16 protein-coding genes are annotated in these 15,543 nt (G+C 67.3%); 10 read left to right on the top strand and 6 right to left on the bottom strand.

Going from position 1 to position 15,543, the window contains the following annotated elements:
• Positions 1-32 precede the first annotated feature (32 nt).
• The 3 genes from DIS04_RS05310 to DIS04_RS05300 form a co-directional block, all read right to left on the bottom strand.
• Entirely contained in the window at positions 33-962 is a 930-nt protein-coding gene (locus DIS04_RS05310) for a lysophospholipid acyltransferase family protein (protein WP_111412671.1), read from the bottom strand.
• A 4-nt stretch (positions 963-966) separates the two neighbouring features.
• A complete protein-coding gene (locus DIS04_RS05305) occupies positions 967-1,341 on the bottom strand; it encodes a DUF4870 family protein (RefSeq protein WP_111412669.1) in 375 nt (124 codons plus the stop codon).
• 67 nt (positions 1,342-1,408) lie between these two features.
• Positions 1,409-1,801: a VOC family protein gene (locus DIS04_RS05300; protein WP_111412667.1), complete on the bottom strand. Its 393-nt coding sequence runs from the start codon at positions 1,799-1,801 to the stop codon at positions 1,409-1,411.
• Between the two features lie 53 nt (positions 1,802-1,854).
• On the opposite strand from DIS04_RS05300, the gene DIS04_RS05295 reads away from it, so the two are divergent.
• The 6 genes from DIS04_RS05295 (at position 1,855) to DIS04_RS05270 (ending at position 9,474) form a co-directional block, all read left to right on the top strand.
• A complete protein-coding gene (locus DIS04_RS05295; RefSeq protein ID WP_111412665.1) occupies positions 1,855-2,490 on the top strand; it encodes a class I SAM-dependent methyltransferase in 636 nt (211 codons plus the stop codon).
• Between the two features lie 245 nt (positions 2,491-2,735).
• Entirely contained in the window at positions 2,736-4,157 is a 1,422-nt protein-coding gene (locus DIS04_RS05290) for an MFS transporter (protein WP_111412663.1), read from the top strand.
• A gap of 148 nt (positions 4,158-4,305) precedes the next feature.
• Positions 4,306-6,087: an acyl-CoA dehydrogenase gene (locus tag DIS04_RS05285; protein WP_111412661.1), complete on the top strand. Its 1,782-nt coding sequence runs from the start codon at positions 4,306-4,308 to the stop codon at positions 6,085-6,087.
• Positions 6,088-6,135: 48 nt separating this feature from the next.
• Positions 6,136-7,767 carry an acyl-CoA synthetase gene (locus DIS04_RS05280; RefSeq protein WP_111412660.1) on the top strand — a complete coding sequence of 544 codons (1,632 nt, stop codon included), beginning with the start codon at positions 6,136-6,138 and terminating at the stop codon, positions 7,765-7,767.
• A 14-nt stretch (positions 7,768-7,781) separates the two neighbouring features.
• Complete coding sequence (locus DIS04_RS05275; protein WP_111412658.1) at positions 7,782-8,630, top strand: 3-hydroxybutyryl-CoA dehydrogenase; 849 nt, start codon at positions 7,782-7,784, stop codon at positions 8,628-8,630.
• Between the two features lie 70 nt (positions 8,631-8,700).
• On the top strand, positions 8,701-9,474 hold the full coding sequence (locus tag DIS04_RS05270; protein WP_111412656.1) for an enoyl-CoA hydratase-related protein: 774 nt from the start codon (positions 8,701-8,703) through the stop codon (positions 9,472-9,474).
• Between the two features lie 75 nt (positions 9,475-9,549).
• Here the strand turns inward: DIS04_RS05270 and DIS04_RS05265 are convergent, their stop codons facing one another.
• The 3 genes from DIS04_RS05265 to DIS04_RS05255 form a co-directional block, all read right to left on the bottom strand.
• Positions 9,550-10,194, bottom strand: coding sequence for a hypothetical protein (locus DIS04_RS05265; protein WP_218938125.1), 645 nt, complete (start codon positions 10,192-10,194; stop codon positions 9,550-9,552).
• Positions 10,195-10,302: 108 nt separating this feature from the next.
• Positions 10,303-11,184, bottom strand: coding sequence for a DMT family transporter (locus tag DIS04_RS05260; RefSeq protein WP_111412654.1), 882 nt, complete (start codon positions 11,182-11,184; stop codon positions 10,303-10,305).
• Between the two features lie 117 nt (positions 11,185-11,301).
• Positions 11,302-11,682, bottom strand: a complete 381-nt coding sequence (locus tag DIS04_RS05255) for a Rieske (2Fe-2S) protein (protein ID WP_111412652.1) — start codon at positions 11,680-11,682, stop codon at positions 11,302-11,304.
• 125 nt (positions 11,683-11,807) lie between these two features.
• Between DIS04_RS05255 and DIS04_RS05250 the strand changes: the two genes are divergently transcribed.
• The 4 genes from DIS04_RS05250 to trkI all read left to right on the top strand — a co-directional run bounded on the left by DIS04_RS05250 (position 11,808) and on the right by trkI (position 15,542).
• Complete coding sequence (locus tag DIS04_RS05250; protein ID WP_111412650.1) at positions 11,808-12,644, top strand: MOSC domain-containing protein; 837 nt, start codon at positions 11,808-11,810, stop codon at positions 12,642-12,644.
• Between the two features lie 210 nt (positions 12,645-12,854).
• Positions 12,855-13,304 (top strand): DUF305 domain-containing protein, encoded by a 450-nt coding sequence (locus DIS04_RS05245; RefSeq protein WP_111412649.1) that lies wholly within the window; start codon positions 12,855-12,857, stop codon positions 13,302-13,304.
• Positions 13,305-13,600: 296 nt separating this feature from the next.
• Positions 13,601-13,954 carry a DUF488 domain-containing protein gene (locus DIS04_RS05240; protein ID WP_111412647.1) on the top strand — a complete coding sequence of 118 codons (354 nt, stop codon included), beginning with the start codon at positions 13,601-13,603 and terminating at the stop codon, positions 13,952-13,954.
• Between the two features lie 121 nt (positions 13,955-14,075).
• Positions 14,076-15,542, top strand: coding sequence for a Trk system potassium transporter TrkI (trkI, locus tag DIS04_RS05235; RefSeq protein WP_422667544.1), 1,467 nt, complete (start codon positions 14,076-14,078; stop codon positions 15,540-15,542).
• Position 15,543: the final 1 nt, after the last annotated feature.

The following is a 15,543-nucleotide window of genomic DNA, read 5'->3' as shown; positions in this document are numbered from 1 at the left end:
TGCCTCCTCCTGGGGCCGGCGTGCGGCGGCGGTCAGTAGAGCCGATACTGGCGGTGGTTGGGCACGCCCTGCTGCTCCTCGATCACCTTGCGGTAACGCTTGTACTCCCACTGGTACTGGGCCGGGTCGAGGGCGATGGCATCCTCCACGCAGGCATTGACGCCGGTGGCGGATTCGGTCTCGTCGACGGCGTAGACCCGCTCGTCGGCGGCGAGAAAGTGGATGGCAAAGCCGCGGCCGGGAAGGCGTCGCGCCACGCCGGTGACCACCCGGGCGTCGGTGCGTGCCACCAGCTTGGGCAGCAGGGTCGCGGTGTAGGCGAGGCGATGGTAGAAGGGGGCGAACACCCCGCTGCCCCAGTCGGGCTCCTGGTCAGGCAGGATGCCCACCGCCTCGCTGCGCTTGAGCGCCTTGAGCAGGGCGGCGACGCCGCGCGGGTTGGTCGGCACCAGGCTCGCCCCCATGCGCTCGCGGCCCTGGCGGATCACAGGGTCGAGCTCGGCGATCTTCGGCGGCTCGTACATGGCGGTGAAGGGGAAGTGGCTCGAGAGCCAGAAGTTGAGCACCTCCCAGTTGCCGAAGTGCGGGGCTAGCACGATGACCCCGCGGCCCTCGGCGCGGGCGTCGTCGAGCAGCTCGCGGCCGTGGATCTCGAGAATGGCGTCCTCGACCCGCTGTGGGGCGGCCATCCAGGCGAAGCCCAGCTCGAGCATGGTGGCGGCGGAGTGGGTCAGGCTCTCGCGGGCCAGCCGACGGCGCTCGGCCCGATCCTGCCCGGGATGGACCTGGGCAAGGTTGATCTCGGTGACTTCGCGCTCGCGGCGGCTGAAGCGATGGATCAGGGGGCCGGCGAGGCGGGCCAGCCGCCACAGCGTGGCGGGTCGGCGGCCGGCCAGGGCATGCCACAGCATGGCGATGGCACGGCCCTGCAGGGAGGCGGTGGGTGGCGGCGTCTCGCTCATGGGCTCAGATCAGCCAGGCGTCCACGTTGTCGGGGGCGCGGTGCTGCTGCAGACGCTTGATGCCCTTGACGCAGCGAATGACCAGCCAGACCACCACCAGCAGCCAGGTCACGAAGCCGATCATGACCAGCATCAGCAGGGAGGAGATGGCAAGATAGAGCAGCGTGAGCCAGAAGGTGCGGATCTGGTAGCGATAGTGCTCGTCGAGCCAGTGCGGCCCCTCGCCGCGATAGACGTAGGCGATCACCACGCCGATCAGCGTCGTCAGGCCGCCGCTGACGATGCCCGCCAGGAGCAGGGCATAGACGACGATGGGCAGGGTGATGTCGGGCTCGCCGCCCGAATCGATGACGCTGCGGCTCTCGGGGCTGTCGTTCATGGGGGATCCCGTCGGTCATGGTTTGCGACAATGATACCGGCCGTGGGCGACAATGCCAGGAAGGGGACTAATCGGCAGCCTCCTTGAGCGGGCGACTGATCTCGAGCAGGTTGCCATCGGGGTCGCGCAGGTAGAGCGACTCGATGAGGCCGTTGGCACCCTGGCGGGTGACGGGGCCGAGCTCGACCTCCACGTCAAGCGCCGCCAGGTGGCGCTGGACCTCGTCCAGCGGCAGCAGGCTGCGCAGGCAGAGGTCGAGGCTTCCCGGCGTCGGGGTGGCGGCGCGCGGCTCGATGTCGGTGGCCGTCCAGTGCAGGCGCAGGGCGATGTCGCCGAGCATCAGGTCGACGCGCTCGCGATCGCGATAGCGCACCTCGAGCCCGAGCACCCGGGAGTAGAAGTCCACGGCACGGGAAATGTCGGTCACGGTGATGACCAGGTGGTCCAGACCTGACAGCATTGCCGGCCTCCTCGTTGTTTTGAGTGTTTCGCCAGGCCCAAAAGGATACGACGATGCCGACCTGCCCGCTATGCGCATCCCCGCATTCGCGACATTTTCATCGCGACGCGCGACGCGACTACTATCGCTGCGACGTCTGCCGGCTGGCCTATGTGCCGCCGGCGCAGCGCCTTGCCCCCGAGCAGGAGAGGGCGGTCTACGACCGGCACCAGAACCACCCCGACGACCCCGGCTACCGGCGTTTCCTGTCGCGGCTGTACGAACCGCTGCAGTGCCGGCTGACACCGGGCGCTCGCGGCCTCGACTTCGGCGCCGGCCCCGGCCCGACGCTGTCGCTGATGTTCGAGGAGGCGGGATACCCGATGGCGATCTACGACCCCTACTATGCCCCGGACGCCTCCGTGCTCGAGCGGCGCTACGATTTCGTCACCGCCACCGAGGTGGTGGAGCACCTCTTCGCCCCGGGGCGCGAGCTCGAGCGCCTGGCGGCCCTGCTGCCCGCGGGCGGCTGGCTGGGGCTGATGACCAAGCGGGTGACCAGCGAGGAAGCCTTCGCCCGCTGGCACTACATCCTCGATCCCACCCACGTGTGCTTCTTCAGCGAGGCGAGCTTCGAGTGGCTGGCGCAGCGGCTCGGCATGAGCCTCGAGTTTCCTGCCGCCGACGTGGCGCTGCTGCGGAAACGCTGAGAGAGGCGTTACCCTGTTTTTCAGCAGGACTTGCTGCCAGGTGAGGTGCTTGGGGTGTTTTGTACTGACATTGAGTGCGCGCAGGGAATAAGCGTTTGACACTGGCGTTGCCAGGCGTATGATTCGCGCCGCCCGGCTCGAGCGGCGCGCTTTTTTCGGCGTCGCGACGGGGGCGGTGGGCAGCGTTCCACGGCGTTTTCTGGCATCTTTTTCCCTTTACTCATCTGCTGTCGAGAGGCGCGCTCATGTCGCGGCAACTTCTGGCCATGGCCCTGGCTCCTCTGCTGGGGCTCTTCATCCTGGGCATCGGCAACGGCTTCCTGGCCACCCTGATTACCCTGCGGCTGGACGCGGCCGGGGAGTCGCCGGTGGTCATCGGCTGGGTCTCGTCGGCCTACTTCATCGGCCTGGCGCTGGGCGCCATGTTCAACGACAGGCTGCTGCTGCGTATCGGCCATATACGCGCCTATGGCAGTTTCGCCTCGCTGGTGGCGGTCACCGTGCTGCTGCAGGCGCTGATCTTCGAACCCTGGGCCTGGTTCGCCCTGCGCCTGGTCGGCGGCTGGGCCACCGTGGGGGTCTACCTGGTCATCGAGAGCTGGCTGCTCACCTCGGGCGACCAGAAGGTACGCGGGCGGCTGCTGGCGCTCTACATGATCTCGCTGTATGCCGCCGGGGTGATCGGCCAGCTGCTGCTCGGCGTCACCGATGCCATGGGCGAGACAGCGCCGTTCATGGTCATCGGCATGCTGGCCTCGCTGTCGGTGCTGCCCATGGCCATGATTCCCCGCGTCTCGCCGCTGATCGAGCATGCCGAGCCGCTCTCGCCGATGCGCCTGATCACGATGACGCCCACCGGGGTGATGGGCAGCTTCGGCTCGGGCCTGGCGGTCGCCGCCGTCTACACGCTGCTGCCGCTCTACCTGCAGCGTGTCGGCCTGTCGGTGGGGCAGGTGGGCCAGATGATGGCGGTCGTCGTGCTCGGCGCCATGCTGCTGCAGTATCCCCTCGGGCGCTGGTCCGACCGCCACGACCGCCAGATCGTGCTGATCATGATCGGCGCCTTCTGTGCGCTGATCTCGGCCGGCATGTTGCTGCTGCCGCTGTCGACCTGGGTGCTGGCGGCGCTGCTGTTCCTGCTGGGCGGCGGGGTCTTCGCGCTCTACCCGGTGGCGGTGAGCCACGCCGCCGACCGCGCGCCGGCGGGGGCGCTGGTGCGCATGAGCCAGGGCCTGCTGCTGATCAACGCCATCGGCTCGACGGTGAGCCCCCCGCTGATCTCGCCGGTGATGGCCTGGGCGGGGGATGCCGGGCTGTTCTGGGCCTTCGGCGCCATGAGCCTGTTCCTGGTGGGCTTCTTCGCCTGGCGGCGCAGCGTGCGCCCGGCGCCGGTGCCGGTGGCGCCCTTCGCACCCTCGACACCGATGTCGTCGGCGGGCGCCGAGCTTACCGTCACCGAGGAGCTGGTGCAGGGCGCCACCGAGCACGAATACGTGGAGGACCTCTCCCACGTGGTGCCGGAAGTCGACGTGGCCGAGCCCCTCGTCGGCCCACCGCCGCCGGATGAGCCGCATATCGTCTTCTACGCCGATGAGGACGATAGCGCCCCGGCGGCGGCGGATGAGCCCGAGCGAGCCGAGGCGTTCGGCGGCGAGGCGCGCCGCTGATCCGACACGTCCCTCCTGCCGCGAGAGCTCCTGTGTGCGCCCGATGCCCCGCATCGGGCGCTTTGCGTCGGGGTGCGACCTAGGGATAATGGTTAACGAAAAATAGTGAAACTACTATCGCCGTTATCATTTTTCCCGAGGTAGTGCCATGTTCCCCTTCGCCGCCTCCGTTCGTGATCTTCGCTTCGTGCTCGAGGAACTGCTCGAACACCGCTCGCTCGACCTGCCCGGCTTCGAGGAGGCCAGCCCCGACCTGGTCGAGGCCGTGCTGGAAGAGGCGGCCAAGCTGGCCGGCGAGGTGTGGGCCCCGCTCAACGCCAGCGGCGACCGCCAGGGCTGCACGCGCCGGGAGGACGGCGGCGTGACCCTGCCCGACGGCTTCGCCGAGGCCTACCGCGCCTATGCCGAAGGCGGCTGGAACGGCATCGGCGTGTCCCAGGCGCTGGGCGGCCAGGGCCTTCCCGAGGTGGTGGCGAGCAGCGTGCAGGAGATGCTGCATGGCGCCAACATGGCGCTGGGGCTGTGCCCGATGCTCACCGCCGGTGCCATCGAGGCACTGGCTCACCACGGCAGCGAGGCGCTCAAGGCGACCTACCTGCCCAGGCTGGTCGAGGGCAGCTGGACCGGTACCATGAACCTCACCGAGCCCCAGGCCGGCTCCGATCTCTCCAAGGTGCGGACTCGCGCCGTCCCCGAAGACGATCATTACCGCCTGTTCGGCCAGAAGATCTTCATCACCTGGGGCGAGCACGACGCCAGCGAGAACATCATCCACCTGGTGCTGGCGCGCAAGCCCGACGCCCCCGAGGGCAACAAGGGCATCTCGCTGTTCCTGGTACCGAAATTCCTGGTCAACGAGGACGGTTCGCTGGGCGAGCGCAACGACGTCACCTGCGCTTCCATCGAGCACAAGCTGGGCATCCACGGCTCGCCCACCTGCACCCTGAGCTTCGGCGAGCACGATGGCGCCATCGGCTACCTGGTGGGCGAGGAGGGGCGCGGCCTCAACCACATGTTCACCATGATGAACGAGGCGCGCCACAAGGTCGGCGTGCAGGGCATCGGCGTGGCCGAGCGTGCCTGCCAGCACGCCTTCGCCTATGCCCTGGACCGCGTGCAGGGCAGGGCGCGCGGCGCCGAGGCCACCATCAGCGAGCACCTCGACGTACGCCGTATGCTGCTCTCCATGCGTGCCCGCACCGATGCCCTGCGGGCACTGGCGCTCACCTGCGCCGCCCAGCTCGACGTGGCGCGCCATGCGGCCGACGCCGCCGAGCGCGAGGCCGCCCAGGCGCGGGCCGACGTGCTGATCCCGGTGGTCAAGGCGTTCTCCACCGACCAGGCCGTGGAAATCGCTTCGCTGGGCGTGCAGGTGCATGGCGGCATGGGCTATATCGAAGAGACCGGCGCCGCCCAACTGCTGCGCGACGCCCGCATCGCACCGATCTACGAGGGCACCAACGGCATCCAGGCCCTCGACCTGGCCGGACGCAAGCTTTCCCGCGATGGCGGTGCGGCGCTGAGCGGGCTGGTCGAGGAGGTCGAGGTTACCGCCGGTGAGCTGCGTGACAGCGGCGAGCTTGCCGCCCTGGGGGAGAGCCTGGCCGCCGGTGCCGCCGACCTGCGTGCCGCCATGGCTCTGGTGCTCGAGGCGGGGCGCGATACGCAAACCGGGCCGGATGCCGTCCAGGCCTACGCCACGCCGTTCCTCGCCCTGGCCGGGCACGTGCTGTGCGCCTGGCAGATGGGGCGCGCGGCGCTCAAGGCCCGCGCCGCCCTGGCCGGCGGTAGCGACGAGCCCTTCTACCGGGCCAAGCTGGCTGCCGCCGACTTCGCCCTGCGCCACTGGCTGCCGCTCGGCCGTGCCAATCGTAGCGTGATCGAGGCCGGCATGCAGAGCCTGGTCGACTTCCCGCTCACCGCCTCCTGAGGCAGCGGGCAGCGCTTTACAATAACGACACCACACCCGGAGCCCACCATGAACGACAGCATCTTCGAACAGGACTTGCCCAAGACGCCGGCCAACTTCGTCCCGCTATCGCCACTGACCTTCATCGAGCGCAGCGCCTCCATCTACCCCGACTACCCGGCGGTGGTCCACGGCGGCGTCCGCCGCAGCTGGAGCGAGACCTGGGCGCGCTGCCGCCGGCTCGCCTCGGCGCTCGGGAAGCGCGGCATCAAGCCCGGCGAGACGGTGGCCGCCATGCTGCCCAACGTGCCGGCCATGTTCGAGGCGCACTTCGGCGTGCCGCTGGCCGGCTGCGTGCTCAACACGCTCAACATCCGCCTCGACGCCGAGGCCATCGCCTACATGCTCGAACACGGCGAGGCCCAGGCGATCCTGGTCGACCCCGAGTTCGCCGGGGTGATCGAGGAGGCCGTGTCGCGGCTCGCCATCAAGCCGCTGGTGATCGACGTCGACGACGCCCTGTTCGAGGGCGAGGCGCGCCACATCGGCGAGATCGAGTACGAGGCGCTGCTGGCCGAGGGCGATGCCGACTACGCCTACCGCCTGCCCGAGGACGAGTGGCAGGCGATCTCGCTCAACTACACCTCGGGTACCACCGGCAAGCCCAAGGGCGTGGTCTACCACCACCGCGGCGCCTACCTCAACGCGGTGAGCAACATCCTCGAGTGGGCCATGCCGCACCATCCGGTCTACCTCTGGACCCTGCCGATGTTCCACTGCAACGGCTGGTGCTTCCCCTGGACCATCGCCGCCAACGCCGGGACCAGCGTATGCCTGCGCAAGGTCGATCCCAAGCGGATCATGGACCTGATCGCCGATGAAAAGGTCACCCACTTCAGCGGCGCGCCGATCGTGCTCAACGGCCTGGTCAACCTGCCGGCGGAGCACAAGCGCGAGTTCGACCACCCGGTGAAGGTCACCACCGCCGGCGCCGCGCCACCCGCCTCGGTGATCGCCGGAGTCGAGACGCTCGGCATCGAGGTGACCCATGTCTACGGTCTCACCGAGGTCTACGGGCCGGTGACCGTGTGCGCCTGGCGCGAGGCGTGGGACGAGCTGCCGCTGGAACAGCGTGCCCGGATCAAGGCGCGCCAGGGGGTGCGCTACCACATGCTGGAAGCGCTCTGCGTGGCCGACCCCAACACCCTGGAACCGGTACCCAAGGATGGCGAGACCATCGGCGAGATCCTGATGCGCGGCAACAACGTGATGAAGGGCTACCTCAAGAACGAGGCCGCCACCGAGCAGGCGCTGGAGGGCGGCTGGTACCACACCGGCGACCTCGCCGTATGGCATCCGGACGGCTACATCGAGATCAAGGACCGCTCCAAGGACATCATCATCTCCGGCGGCGAGAACATCTCCACCATCGAGGTCGAGGATGCCATCTACTCGCATCCGGCCGTTGAGGAGGCCGCGGTGGTGGCCAAGCCCGACGAGAAGTGGGGCGAGACGCCCTGCGCCTTCGTCAAGCTCAAGGTGGGCTACGGCGAGGTGACCGAAGCCGACATCATCGAGCACTGCCGTGAACACCTGGCGCGCTTCAAGGTGCCCAAGACGGTGATCTTCACCGAGCTGCCCAAGACCTCCACCGGCAAGATCCAGAAATTCGTCCTGCGCGAAGAAGCGCGCAAGCACTGAACGGGAGACAGACCATGACGCAACAGTCTATCGGCGTGGTCGGCGCCGGCACCATGGGGCAGGGTATCGCCCAGGTGCTAGTCGCGAGCGGCCTGCCCGTGCAGCTCTACGACGTGGCCGACGAACAGCTCGGCCGGGCCCAGGCCGCCATCGACAAGGGGCTGGGCAAGCTGGTGGCCAAGGAGAAGCTCGGCGAGGCCGAGAAGGGCGAGGCCATGGCGCGCCTCGAGCTGACCACCTCGCTCGAGGCCCTGCGCGGCTGCGAGGTGATCGTCGAGGCCGCCCCCGAGCAGCCGGCGCTGAAGGAGAAGCTGTTCCGCGACCTGAGCCGCCTGAGCCACGATGCGATACTCGCCTCGAACACCTCGTCGCTGTCGCTGACCCGGCTCGCCGCGGTGTGCGAGCGCCCCGAGCGCGTGGTGGGCATGCACTTCTTCAACCCGGTGCCGGTGCTCAAGCTGGTCGAGGTGATCCGCGCCGAGCAGACCTCTGACGCCACCGTGGCGCGCATCGAGGAACTGGCCAGGCAACTGGGCAAGACCCCGGTGGCCATCGCCGACTCGCCGGGCTTCGCCGTCAACCGCCTGCTGGTGCCGATGATCAACGAGGCGGCATTCCTGCTTCAGGAGGGGGCTGCCAGCGCCGAGGACATCGACCAGTCGATGAAGCTCGGCGCCGCCCACCCGATGGGGCCGCTGGCGCTCGCCGACCTGATCGGGCTGGACGTCTGCCTGGCGATCATGGACGTGCTGCAGGAGGGCTTCGGCGATCCCAAGTATCGCCCCTGCCCGCTGCTCCGACGCATGGTCGCGGCCGGCTATCTGGGGCGGAAAACGGGTCGCGGCTTCCACATCTACGAATAAGGGATTGCCGACCAACCAAGCGTTCGCTAGGGTTGGTCGGTATCGTTCCGACAACAAGCAAGGAGCCCCCATGAGCGACAAACTGATCGAGGTCGTCGACAACGCCGGCGTCGTGCGCCTGACCATCAACCGGCCCAAGGCGCTGAACGCCCTCAACAGCGCCGTGCTCGGCGAGCTGGAAACCGTGCTCACCGAGCTCGAGCAGCGCAGCGACCTGCGCGCCGTGTTGATTACCGGGGCGGGCGAGAAATCCTTTGTCGCCGGCGCCGACATCACCGAGATGCGCGAAAAGACCCCGGAGGAGGCGCGCGCCTTCGCCAGCCAGGCCCTGCGCACCATCAAGCGACTGGAGACCCTTCCGGTGCCGGTGGTCGCCCTGGTCAACGGGTTTTGTCTTGGCGGCGGCTGCGAACTGGCGCTGGCCTGCGACTGGGCCGTAGCCAGCGACAACGCCATCTTCGGCCAGCCCGAGGTGCTGCTGGGCGTGATTCCCGGCTTCGGTGGCACCCAGCGGTTGCCGCGTCGGGTCGGCCCCGCCATGGCGATCGACCTGGTTACCACCGGGCGCAAGATCGACGCCCAGGAGGCCCTGCGCATCGGCCTGGTCAACCGGGTGATGCCCCAGGCCGAGCTCGAGGCCTACGCCGAGGAACTGATCAAGCAGCTGTCAGGCAACGGTCCTCGGGCGGTACGTGCCGCCAAGCAGGCGGTGCACGACGGCATGGACCAGGACCTCGACAGCGCCCTGGCGCTGGAGACCGCGCTGTTCGCCTTCTGCTTCGCCGGCAGCGAGCAGAAGGAGGGCATGGGCGCCTTCGTCGAGAAGCGCAAGCCGAACTTCTGAGCCGGTACCCAAGCGAGTCACCCACGGGCGGCGGCGAGCTATCTCGCCGCCGCCCGTGGGTAAAAAGCGCCTCTCTCAGCTATGGTGATGCGTGCAGCTCACCCGAGGATTGAACGACTCGAGGTGAACGGTGCCGTCGTCGCTGAACCAGACATGCTGGTCGTAGTGCGGTTCAAAGCCGTGGGCTTCGTCGATCGCCGTGGCGGGGTCGTCGGCCATGGTATCCCACGAGCGTCCGGCGAACGTGGGGGGGGCGCTATTCCCGGCGGCGTGCCAGGCCTTCTGGAACACCAGGTTCTCGACCCCCGCCAGCTTCAGCGTTCCATCCTCCTGGGGTTCGTAGAGCAGGATGGCGGGGTTGAGGAAATCGGTATGGACGCCGGTGCCGTCGACTCGGGGTTCGCTCGCCGAGAGGCCGAGCAGGTCGGGGCGCAGGTAATGGATCCCCATGCCTCCCAGTTCGCCGGGCAATCCTTCCGATGCCGCGCTGATGCACCGGCCCGTAGGGTCCGGCACGTAGCCCTCCGCCAAGGCGACCTCGACGCTCTCGAAGCGTCGGGTGGCCGTGCGTATCGCTTCCAGCAAAGCCGTTGTCTCCACTGCTGTCTCGCCTGTCTCGCCTGTCTCGCCTGGCGTGTAGGCCGGGGCCTCAACCGGCATGACCAGACTCCCGCCGAGCAGCATGCTCGCCAGGAGAGTTCCCTCCCATCTCGCTTTCATGGTTCAGATCCTCGCCTCGAACGGGCTCGCCTGGCCCGCTTTCGGAGCATAGCAAGCGGCATTCGCCTGGCACGGCTGGTTCGTCTAATGCGCTGATAGGGTGAAGGCTCAGGCCGTTTCGCGCCGTCGCCAGCGGAGCATCCCGGTGGCGATGGCGGTGCCCGCCAGGGTGATGGTCATGCCGACCATGACCTGCAGGCTGAGTTGCTCGCCGAGCAGCAGATAGCCCCACAGCAGCGCGCTGACCGGCACCAGGAAGGTCACCGTCGAGGTGGCGGTGGCGCCGGCACTGGTGATCAGCCCGAAGTAGAGCAGGAAGGCGAGGGTGGTGCTGAAGGCGGCGAGCCCCAGGCCGTTGGCCCAGGCCAGCCCGCTGATCGGTTCGCTGGGCCACAGCCACAGCCCTGGCACCAGCAGGATCAGCGCCGACATGGCGGTGCTGCCGGCGGCCAGGACCCGCACCGGCAGATGCGAGAGGTAGGTCTTGGAGTAGTTGCTCGCCACGCCGTAGCAGAAGGTGGCGCCCACCGCGGCGAGGATGAACCAGCCATCGCCGCCCAGGGCGAAGTCAAGCCGATCGGCCGACAGCACGTAGACCCCGAAGAAGGCCAGCGCCAGGCCCAGGTACTGCTGGCGCTGCACCGGCGTGGTGAAGAACAGCGCGCCGAGCAGGGCGGTGAAGATCGGCGTGGTGGCGTTGATCAACGAGGTGAAGCCCGCTTCCAGGCGAAGGGTGGCCACGGCCAGCAGCACGAAGGGCAGCACGTGGTTGGCCAGCCCCAGCAGCAGCAGCCCGCCCTTGTGCTCCCACACCAGCCGGAGGTAGCGCAGGCTGAAGAGCAGCGGCAATAGCAGCAGTGAGCCGACGCCCATGCGCACCAGGATCAGCGGCACCGGGCCGAACTCGGGCACTGCCACGCGCATGAAGATGAACGACATGCCCCATAGCGTCGAGAGCAGGATCAGGCGTAGGGAATCGGCCGGTGACATGCGGCGGCGTCCTTGAGCAGGCAGTGTCGGAGAAGTGAGCGTAGTCTATGCCGCCAGCCTATGGGAAGGCTTTGATTGATCAATAATCGTGATGTCAGCCATCAGCGAAATGTGCCGTCAGGTCGCCGCGCCGATGACGACCCAGCCCGACTCGTCGACCCTCACCGGCACCGGGTCGAGGGCACAGCCGAGCCCCAGCCCGCCAAGGCCCTCTCCGGTTCGTACCGAGAAGGTGGCGTCGTGGTTGCTGCAGCGAAGCTGTTCGCCGTCGCGGCTGAGGATCCGCGCACCGCGCTGATCGAGGGGCAGGTACTGGTGAGGGCAGGCATTGACGTAGCCGAGCAGCGCATCGTCGAGGCGAATCAGCAGCAGCGGGAAGCTCCCCTTGTCGCCCGTCAGGGTCAGGCTGTGGGTGTCGCGCGGCGTCAGCTCCTCCAGCCTGACGAGGCGCGTTCCCGGCGCGGGTGCGCTACGATAGTGCTGCCATGCCTGGGCCATGCCGAAAATCCTCGTACTGAGAGCGGACCGCCATTGTCGCCAATGACGGCCAGCCTGTCAGCGCCGGGTATCGCTCGGGCCTTTACCCCCGGCGTGCAACATGGCGCCCAACGGAGGAACGGAGCGTGAGAATCAAGGAACTCAACGTCTACCCGGTCAAGTCACTGCGCGGCATCGCACTCGAGCAGGCGACCCTGGGGGTGCGTGGCCTGGCTTACGACCGCAACTGGATGGTGGTCGACCAGGTGGGGCGCTTCGTCACCCAGCGCCAGATGCCGGGAATGGCGCGGGTCACGGTTCGGCTCGAGGACGACTGGCTGGTACTCGAGCATCCCGAAGCGCAGCCGCTGGCCGTCGCGCTGGCACGCCGCGACCAGCCGCGCCTGACCGCTTACGTCTGGGACGATGCCTGCCCGGCACTGGACGAAGGGGAGGAGGCCGCCGATTGGTTGACCGGGGTACTGGGCGACCTGCGCGGCAGTCGCCTGCGCCTGGTGCGCTTCGACGACGGCCACCGGCGCCCGGTGGAGGCCCGCCACCTCCAGGGCGAAGTGGCCCATACCGCCTTTGCCGACGGTTACCCCTACCTGATCGCCTCGCAAGGCTCGCTCGATGCGCTCAACGTCGTGCTTCAGGAGAAGGGGCTGATACCGCTGCCCATGAACCGCTTCCGGCCCAATATCGTCGTCGAAGGCGCTGCCGCTTTCGCCGAGGATGGCTGGCATGAGGTGGGCTCCGTGGAGGGGCACTACCGCCTGGGACTGCGCAAGCCGTGCCAGCGCTGCAAGATCACCACCATCGACCAGGCCCGCGGTACCATCGATGTGCCCGGCGAGCCGCTGCAGACCCTGATCGAGATGAAGACCCAGCCGTTGCGCCCGGGAGCGTACTTCGGCCAGAACGCCACGCTGCTGGCCGGTGCCGGGGAATCGATCACGGTAGGGGAGACGCTGCTCGTCTGACCCGATGGCGACGTAGAGAAATGTAGCCCTGTGTTTGGATTCCATTGCCGGCGCTGTCTTCCCTCGACGGCTGAGCTAACTTGAGGAAGGAATGCCGATCGGGGCCCGGTCACACCGAGACGGTGGCACAGCTGTCGAGCGGATGCCCTGGCTCGGTGCTCTCCCCGGCGTGACGGTCTCGCGCCGGGGCCGACATCAAGGAGGATGAACATGAAGATGTACCTCAGGTTCGCCGCCATGATCCTCACATCGACGGTGATCATGTACGGCCTCATGTACCTCAATACCTTTCGTCTCGACCACCTGACGTTCAGCGAGACACGCACCTACATGGCGCTGATCATGGGCTCGTGCATGGCCATCGTCATGCTGACCTACATGATCGGCATGTACCCCAACCGCAAGTTGAATGCCGCCATCTACCTTGGCAGCGTGGTGGTCTTCGCCGGTTCGCTCTGGCTGGTCAGGAGCCAGGCCACCGTCGACGACACCTCCTACATGAGCGCCATGATCCCGCACCACTCCATTGCCATCCTGACGAGCGAGCGCGCCAACATCTCCGACCCGCGCGTCAGGGAGCTGGCCGACGAGATCATCGAAGCGCAGCGTGAAGAGATCGCCGAGATGAAGCGCTTGATCAGCGATCTCGAGAGCGAATGAACCCTGCTGGCTGGGCGCGGCCGTGATCCGCCCAAAAAGAAGCCCGCCGAGAAGCGGGCATTAAGCAAGGGACTCACGACTGCTGTGCAAGAACCGGCGTGAGTAGATTCAAGATAGCGCTGTTCCTGAAGTGAGAATGTCATCAATTCTCCTTCCGTGATGTAGGAAATTGACTACGCAGGCTGTAAGCCGGGAGCGAGGGTTGGCCGCTTGGCGCCACCCACGGCTGGCCGCGACGTCCTGCTGCACTACGCCAGTATCCTTGCTGAGCCCGAATGGCAAAGGAGTGTGCCGCGATGGGTATTACCCTCAAACGTGCCTATGAAGCGCCTTCCTCTCGGGATGGCTATCGCGTCCTCGTCGATCGCCTCTGGCCTCGCGGCGTCTCGAAGGAGGACGCCGCGATCGATGCCTGGCTCAAGGAGGTGGCCCCGAGCGACGAGCTGCGCAGGGCGTTCCACGATGGCAAGCTCCCCTGGGGCGAGTTTCGCCGTCGCTACCTGTCGGAACTGAAGGCCCAGCGGGACGTCCTGCGTGAACTGGCGGAGCGTGCACGGAAGGGCAGCGTCACGCTGGTGTTCAGCGCCAAGGACGAGCGCCGCAACAATGCCGTGGTGCTCAAGCAATACCTGGAGATGCTGCACCGCTAGGTGTCGGCAGGCTGCGATTTTTACGGCTTTTTTAGGTCGGGGTATGGTTTCATGCCTGCACGATGGGTTGCGGAGCAGGGCACCTCCTATGCGCGCCATTCAAGCTGGCAATGAGCTGGGCTTGCGTGTCAGGCACCACTGGCAGAGCTGGACTCCCGTCCTCAAGGTGATCTCCGTGATGTGGATGGTACTGGCCGTCTTCATGGCGATACCCTGGATTGTCCTCGTCGTCGAACGGGATCCCGATGCCCGCGCCTTCGGGCTGTCGATCCTGCTGGTGCTGGTAGCGGTCGGGCTGGTGTGGTTCTCCACGCTGCGTACCCAGATCGAACTCAAGCCCTGGCAGATGTTCGTGCTGACTACCCTGAGCTGGGTCAGCGTCAGCGGCTTCGCCAGCCTGCCGCTGGTGCTGGGGGCGCCGCAGTTGTCACCGACCAATGCCGTGTTCGAATCGGTGTCGGCGATCACCACCACCGGCTCCACCGTGCTGGTGGGCATCGAGGACCTCTCCGATGGCTTGAAACTCTGGCGCGGCATCATGCAGTGGCTGGGGGGGATCGGCATCATCGTCATGGGTATCGCCATCCTGCCCTTCCTCAAGGTGGGGGGCATGCGGCTGTTCCATACCGAGTCGTCGGACTGGTCGGACAAGGTCATGCCCCGCACCGGCGGCATCGCCAAGGCGACCCTGAGCATCTACTGTGGCTTCACCCTGCTCGCCATGCTGGCTTACTGGCTGGGAGGCATGAGGCCGCTGGACGCCGCCGTGCACAGCATGACGTCGCTTGCCACCGGCGGCTTCGCCAATTCCGATGCCTCCTTCGGCGCCTACGCCGACCAGCCTCACCTGTTATGGCTGGGGTCGCTGTTCATGCTGGCAGGCGCCATGCCGTTCGTGCTCTATATCCGCATGCTGCGAGGGTCGCGCCTGGCGCTGTGGCGAGACCAGCAGGTGCAGGGCCTGCTGGTGCTGCTGGCGATGGTCATCCTCGGGCTCACGCTATGGCGCATCTGGCTCGGCACGCCGGCGTTCGATGCGTTGACCCATGTCGCCTTCAACGTCATCTCGGTGGTGACCACCACCGGCTACGCTTCCGACGACTACAGCGTCTGGGGGCCGCTGGCCTACGTGGCGTTCTTCTATCTCACCTTCGTCGGCGGCTGCAGCGGTTCCACCAGCGGCGGCATGAAGATCTTCCGCTTCCAGGTCGCCACCCTCCTGCTGCGCAACCAGCTGCGCTTCCTGGTGCACTCGCATGGCGTATTCGCCTCTCGCTACAACGGCCAGCCACTCACCGACGACATCACGCGCGGGGTGGTGGCGTTCTCGTTCTTCTTCTTCCTGACCATCGCCGGCCTGGCCCTGGGGCTGGCGCTGATGGGGCTGGACATGACCACGGCGCTCTCGGGGGCCGCCACCGCGGTGGCCAACGTCGGCCCGGGGCTGGGCGACATCATCGGACCGTCGGGCAATTTCGCCACGCTGCCCGATGCCGCCAAGTGGCTGCTGTGTGTCGGCATGCTGCTCGGGCGCCTCGAGATCCTCACGGTGCTGGTCCTGCTGACGCCGATGTTCTGGCGTCAGTAGG

The organism is Billgrantia lactosivorans (assembly GCF_003254665.1).
Lineage (GTDB): Bacteria > Pseudomonadota > Gammaproteobacteria > Pseudomonadales > Halomonadaceae > Halomonas > Halomonas lactosivorans.
Note: the sequence above shows the minus strand (reverse complement) of the source record. Positions and strands in the feature narration are given on the sequence as shown.

Excerpts from the sequence above, each read along its gene's own strand:
- DIS04_RS05310 (WP_111412671.1), bottom strand. The coding sequence starts at position 962 with ATGAGCGAGACGCCGCCACCCACCGCCTCCCTGCAGGGCCGTGCCATC.
- DIS04_RS05305 (WP_111412669.1), bottom strand. The coding sequence starts at position 1,341 with ATGAACGACAGCCCCGAGAGCCGCAGCGTCATCGATTCGGGCGGCGAG.
- DIS04_RS05300 (WP_111412667.1), bottom strand. The coding sequence starts at position 1,801 with ATGCTGTCAGGTCTGGACCACCTGGTCATCACCGTGACCGACATTTCC.
- DIS04_RS05295 (WP_111412665.1), top strand. The coding sequence starts at position 1,855 with ATGCCGACCTGCCCGCTATGCGCATCCCCGCATTCGCGACATTTTCAT.
- DIS04_RS05290 (WP_111412663.1), top strand. The coding sequence starts at position 2,736 with ATGTCGCGGCAACTTCTGGCCATGGCCCTGGCTCCTCTGCTGGGGCTC.
- DIS04_RS05285 (WP_111412661.1), top strand. The coding sequence starts at position 4,306 with ATGTTCCCCTTCGCCGCCTCCGTTCGTGATCTTCGCTTCGTGCTCGAG.
- DIS04_RS05280 (WP_111412660.1), top strand. The coding sequence starts at position 6,136 with ATGAACGACAGCATCTTCGAACAGGACTTGCCCAAGACGCCGGCCAAC.
- DIS04_RS05275 (WP_111412658.1), top strand. The coding sequence starts at position 7,782 with ATGACGCAACAGTCTATCGGCGTGGTCGGCGCCGGCACCATGGGGCAG.
- DIS04_RS05270 (WP_111412656.1), top strand. The coding sequence starts at position 8,701 with ATGAGCGACAAACTGATCGAGGTCGTCGACAACGCCGGCGTCGTGCGC.
- DIS04_RS05265 (WP_218938125.1), bottom strand. The coding sequence starts at position 10,194 with ATGAAAGCGAGATGGGAGGGAACTCTCCTGGCGAGCATGCTGCTCGGC.
- DIS04_RS05260 (WP_111412654.1), bottom strand. The coding sequence starts at position 11,184 with ATGTCACCGGCCGATTCCCTACGCCTGATCCTGCTCTCGACGCTATGG.
- DIS04_RS05255 (WP_111412652.1), bottom strand. The coding sequence starts at position 11,682 with ATGGCCCAGGCATGGCAGCACTATCGTAGCGCACCCGCGCCGGGAACG.
- DIS04_RS05245 (WP_111412649.1), top strand. The coding sequence starts at position 12,855 with ATGAAGATGTACCTCAGGTTCGCCGCCATGATCCTCACATCGACGGTG.
- DIS04_RS05240 (WP_111412647.1), top strand. The coding sequence starts at position 13,601 with ATGGGTATTACCCTCAAACGTGCCTATGAAGCGCCTTCCTCTCGGGAT.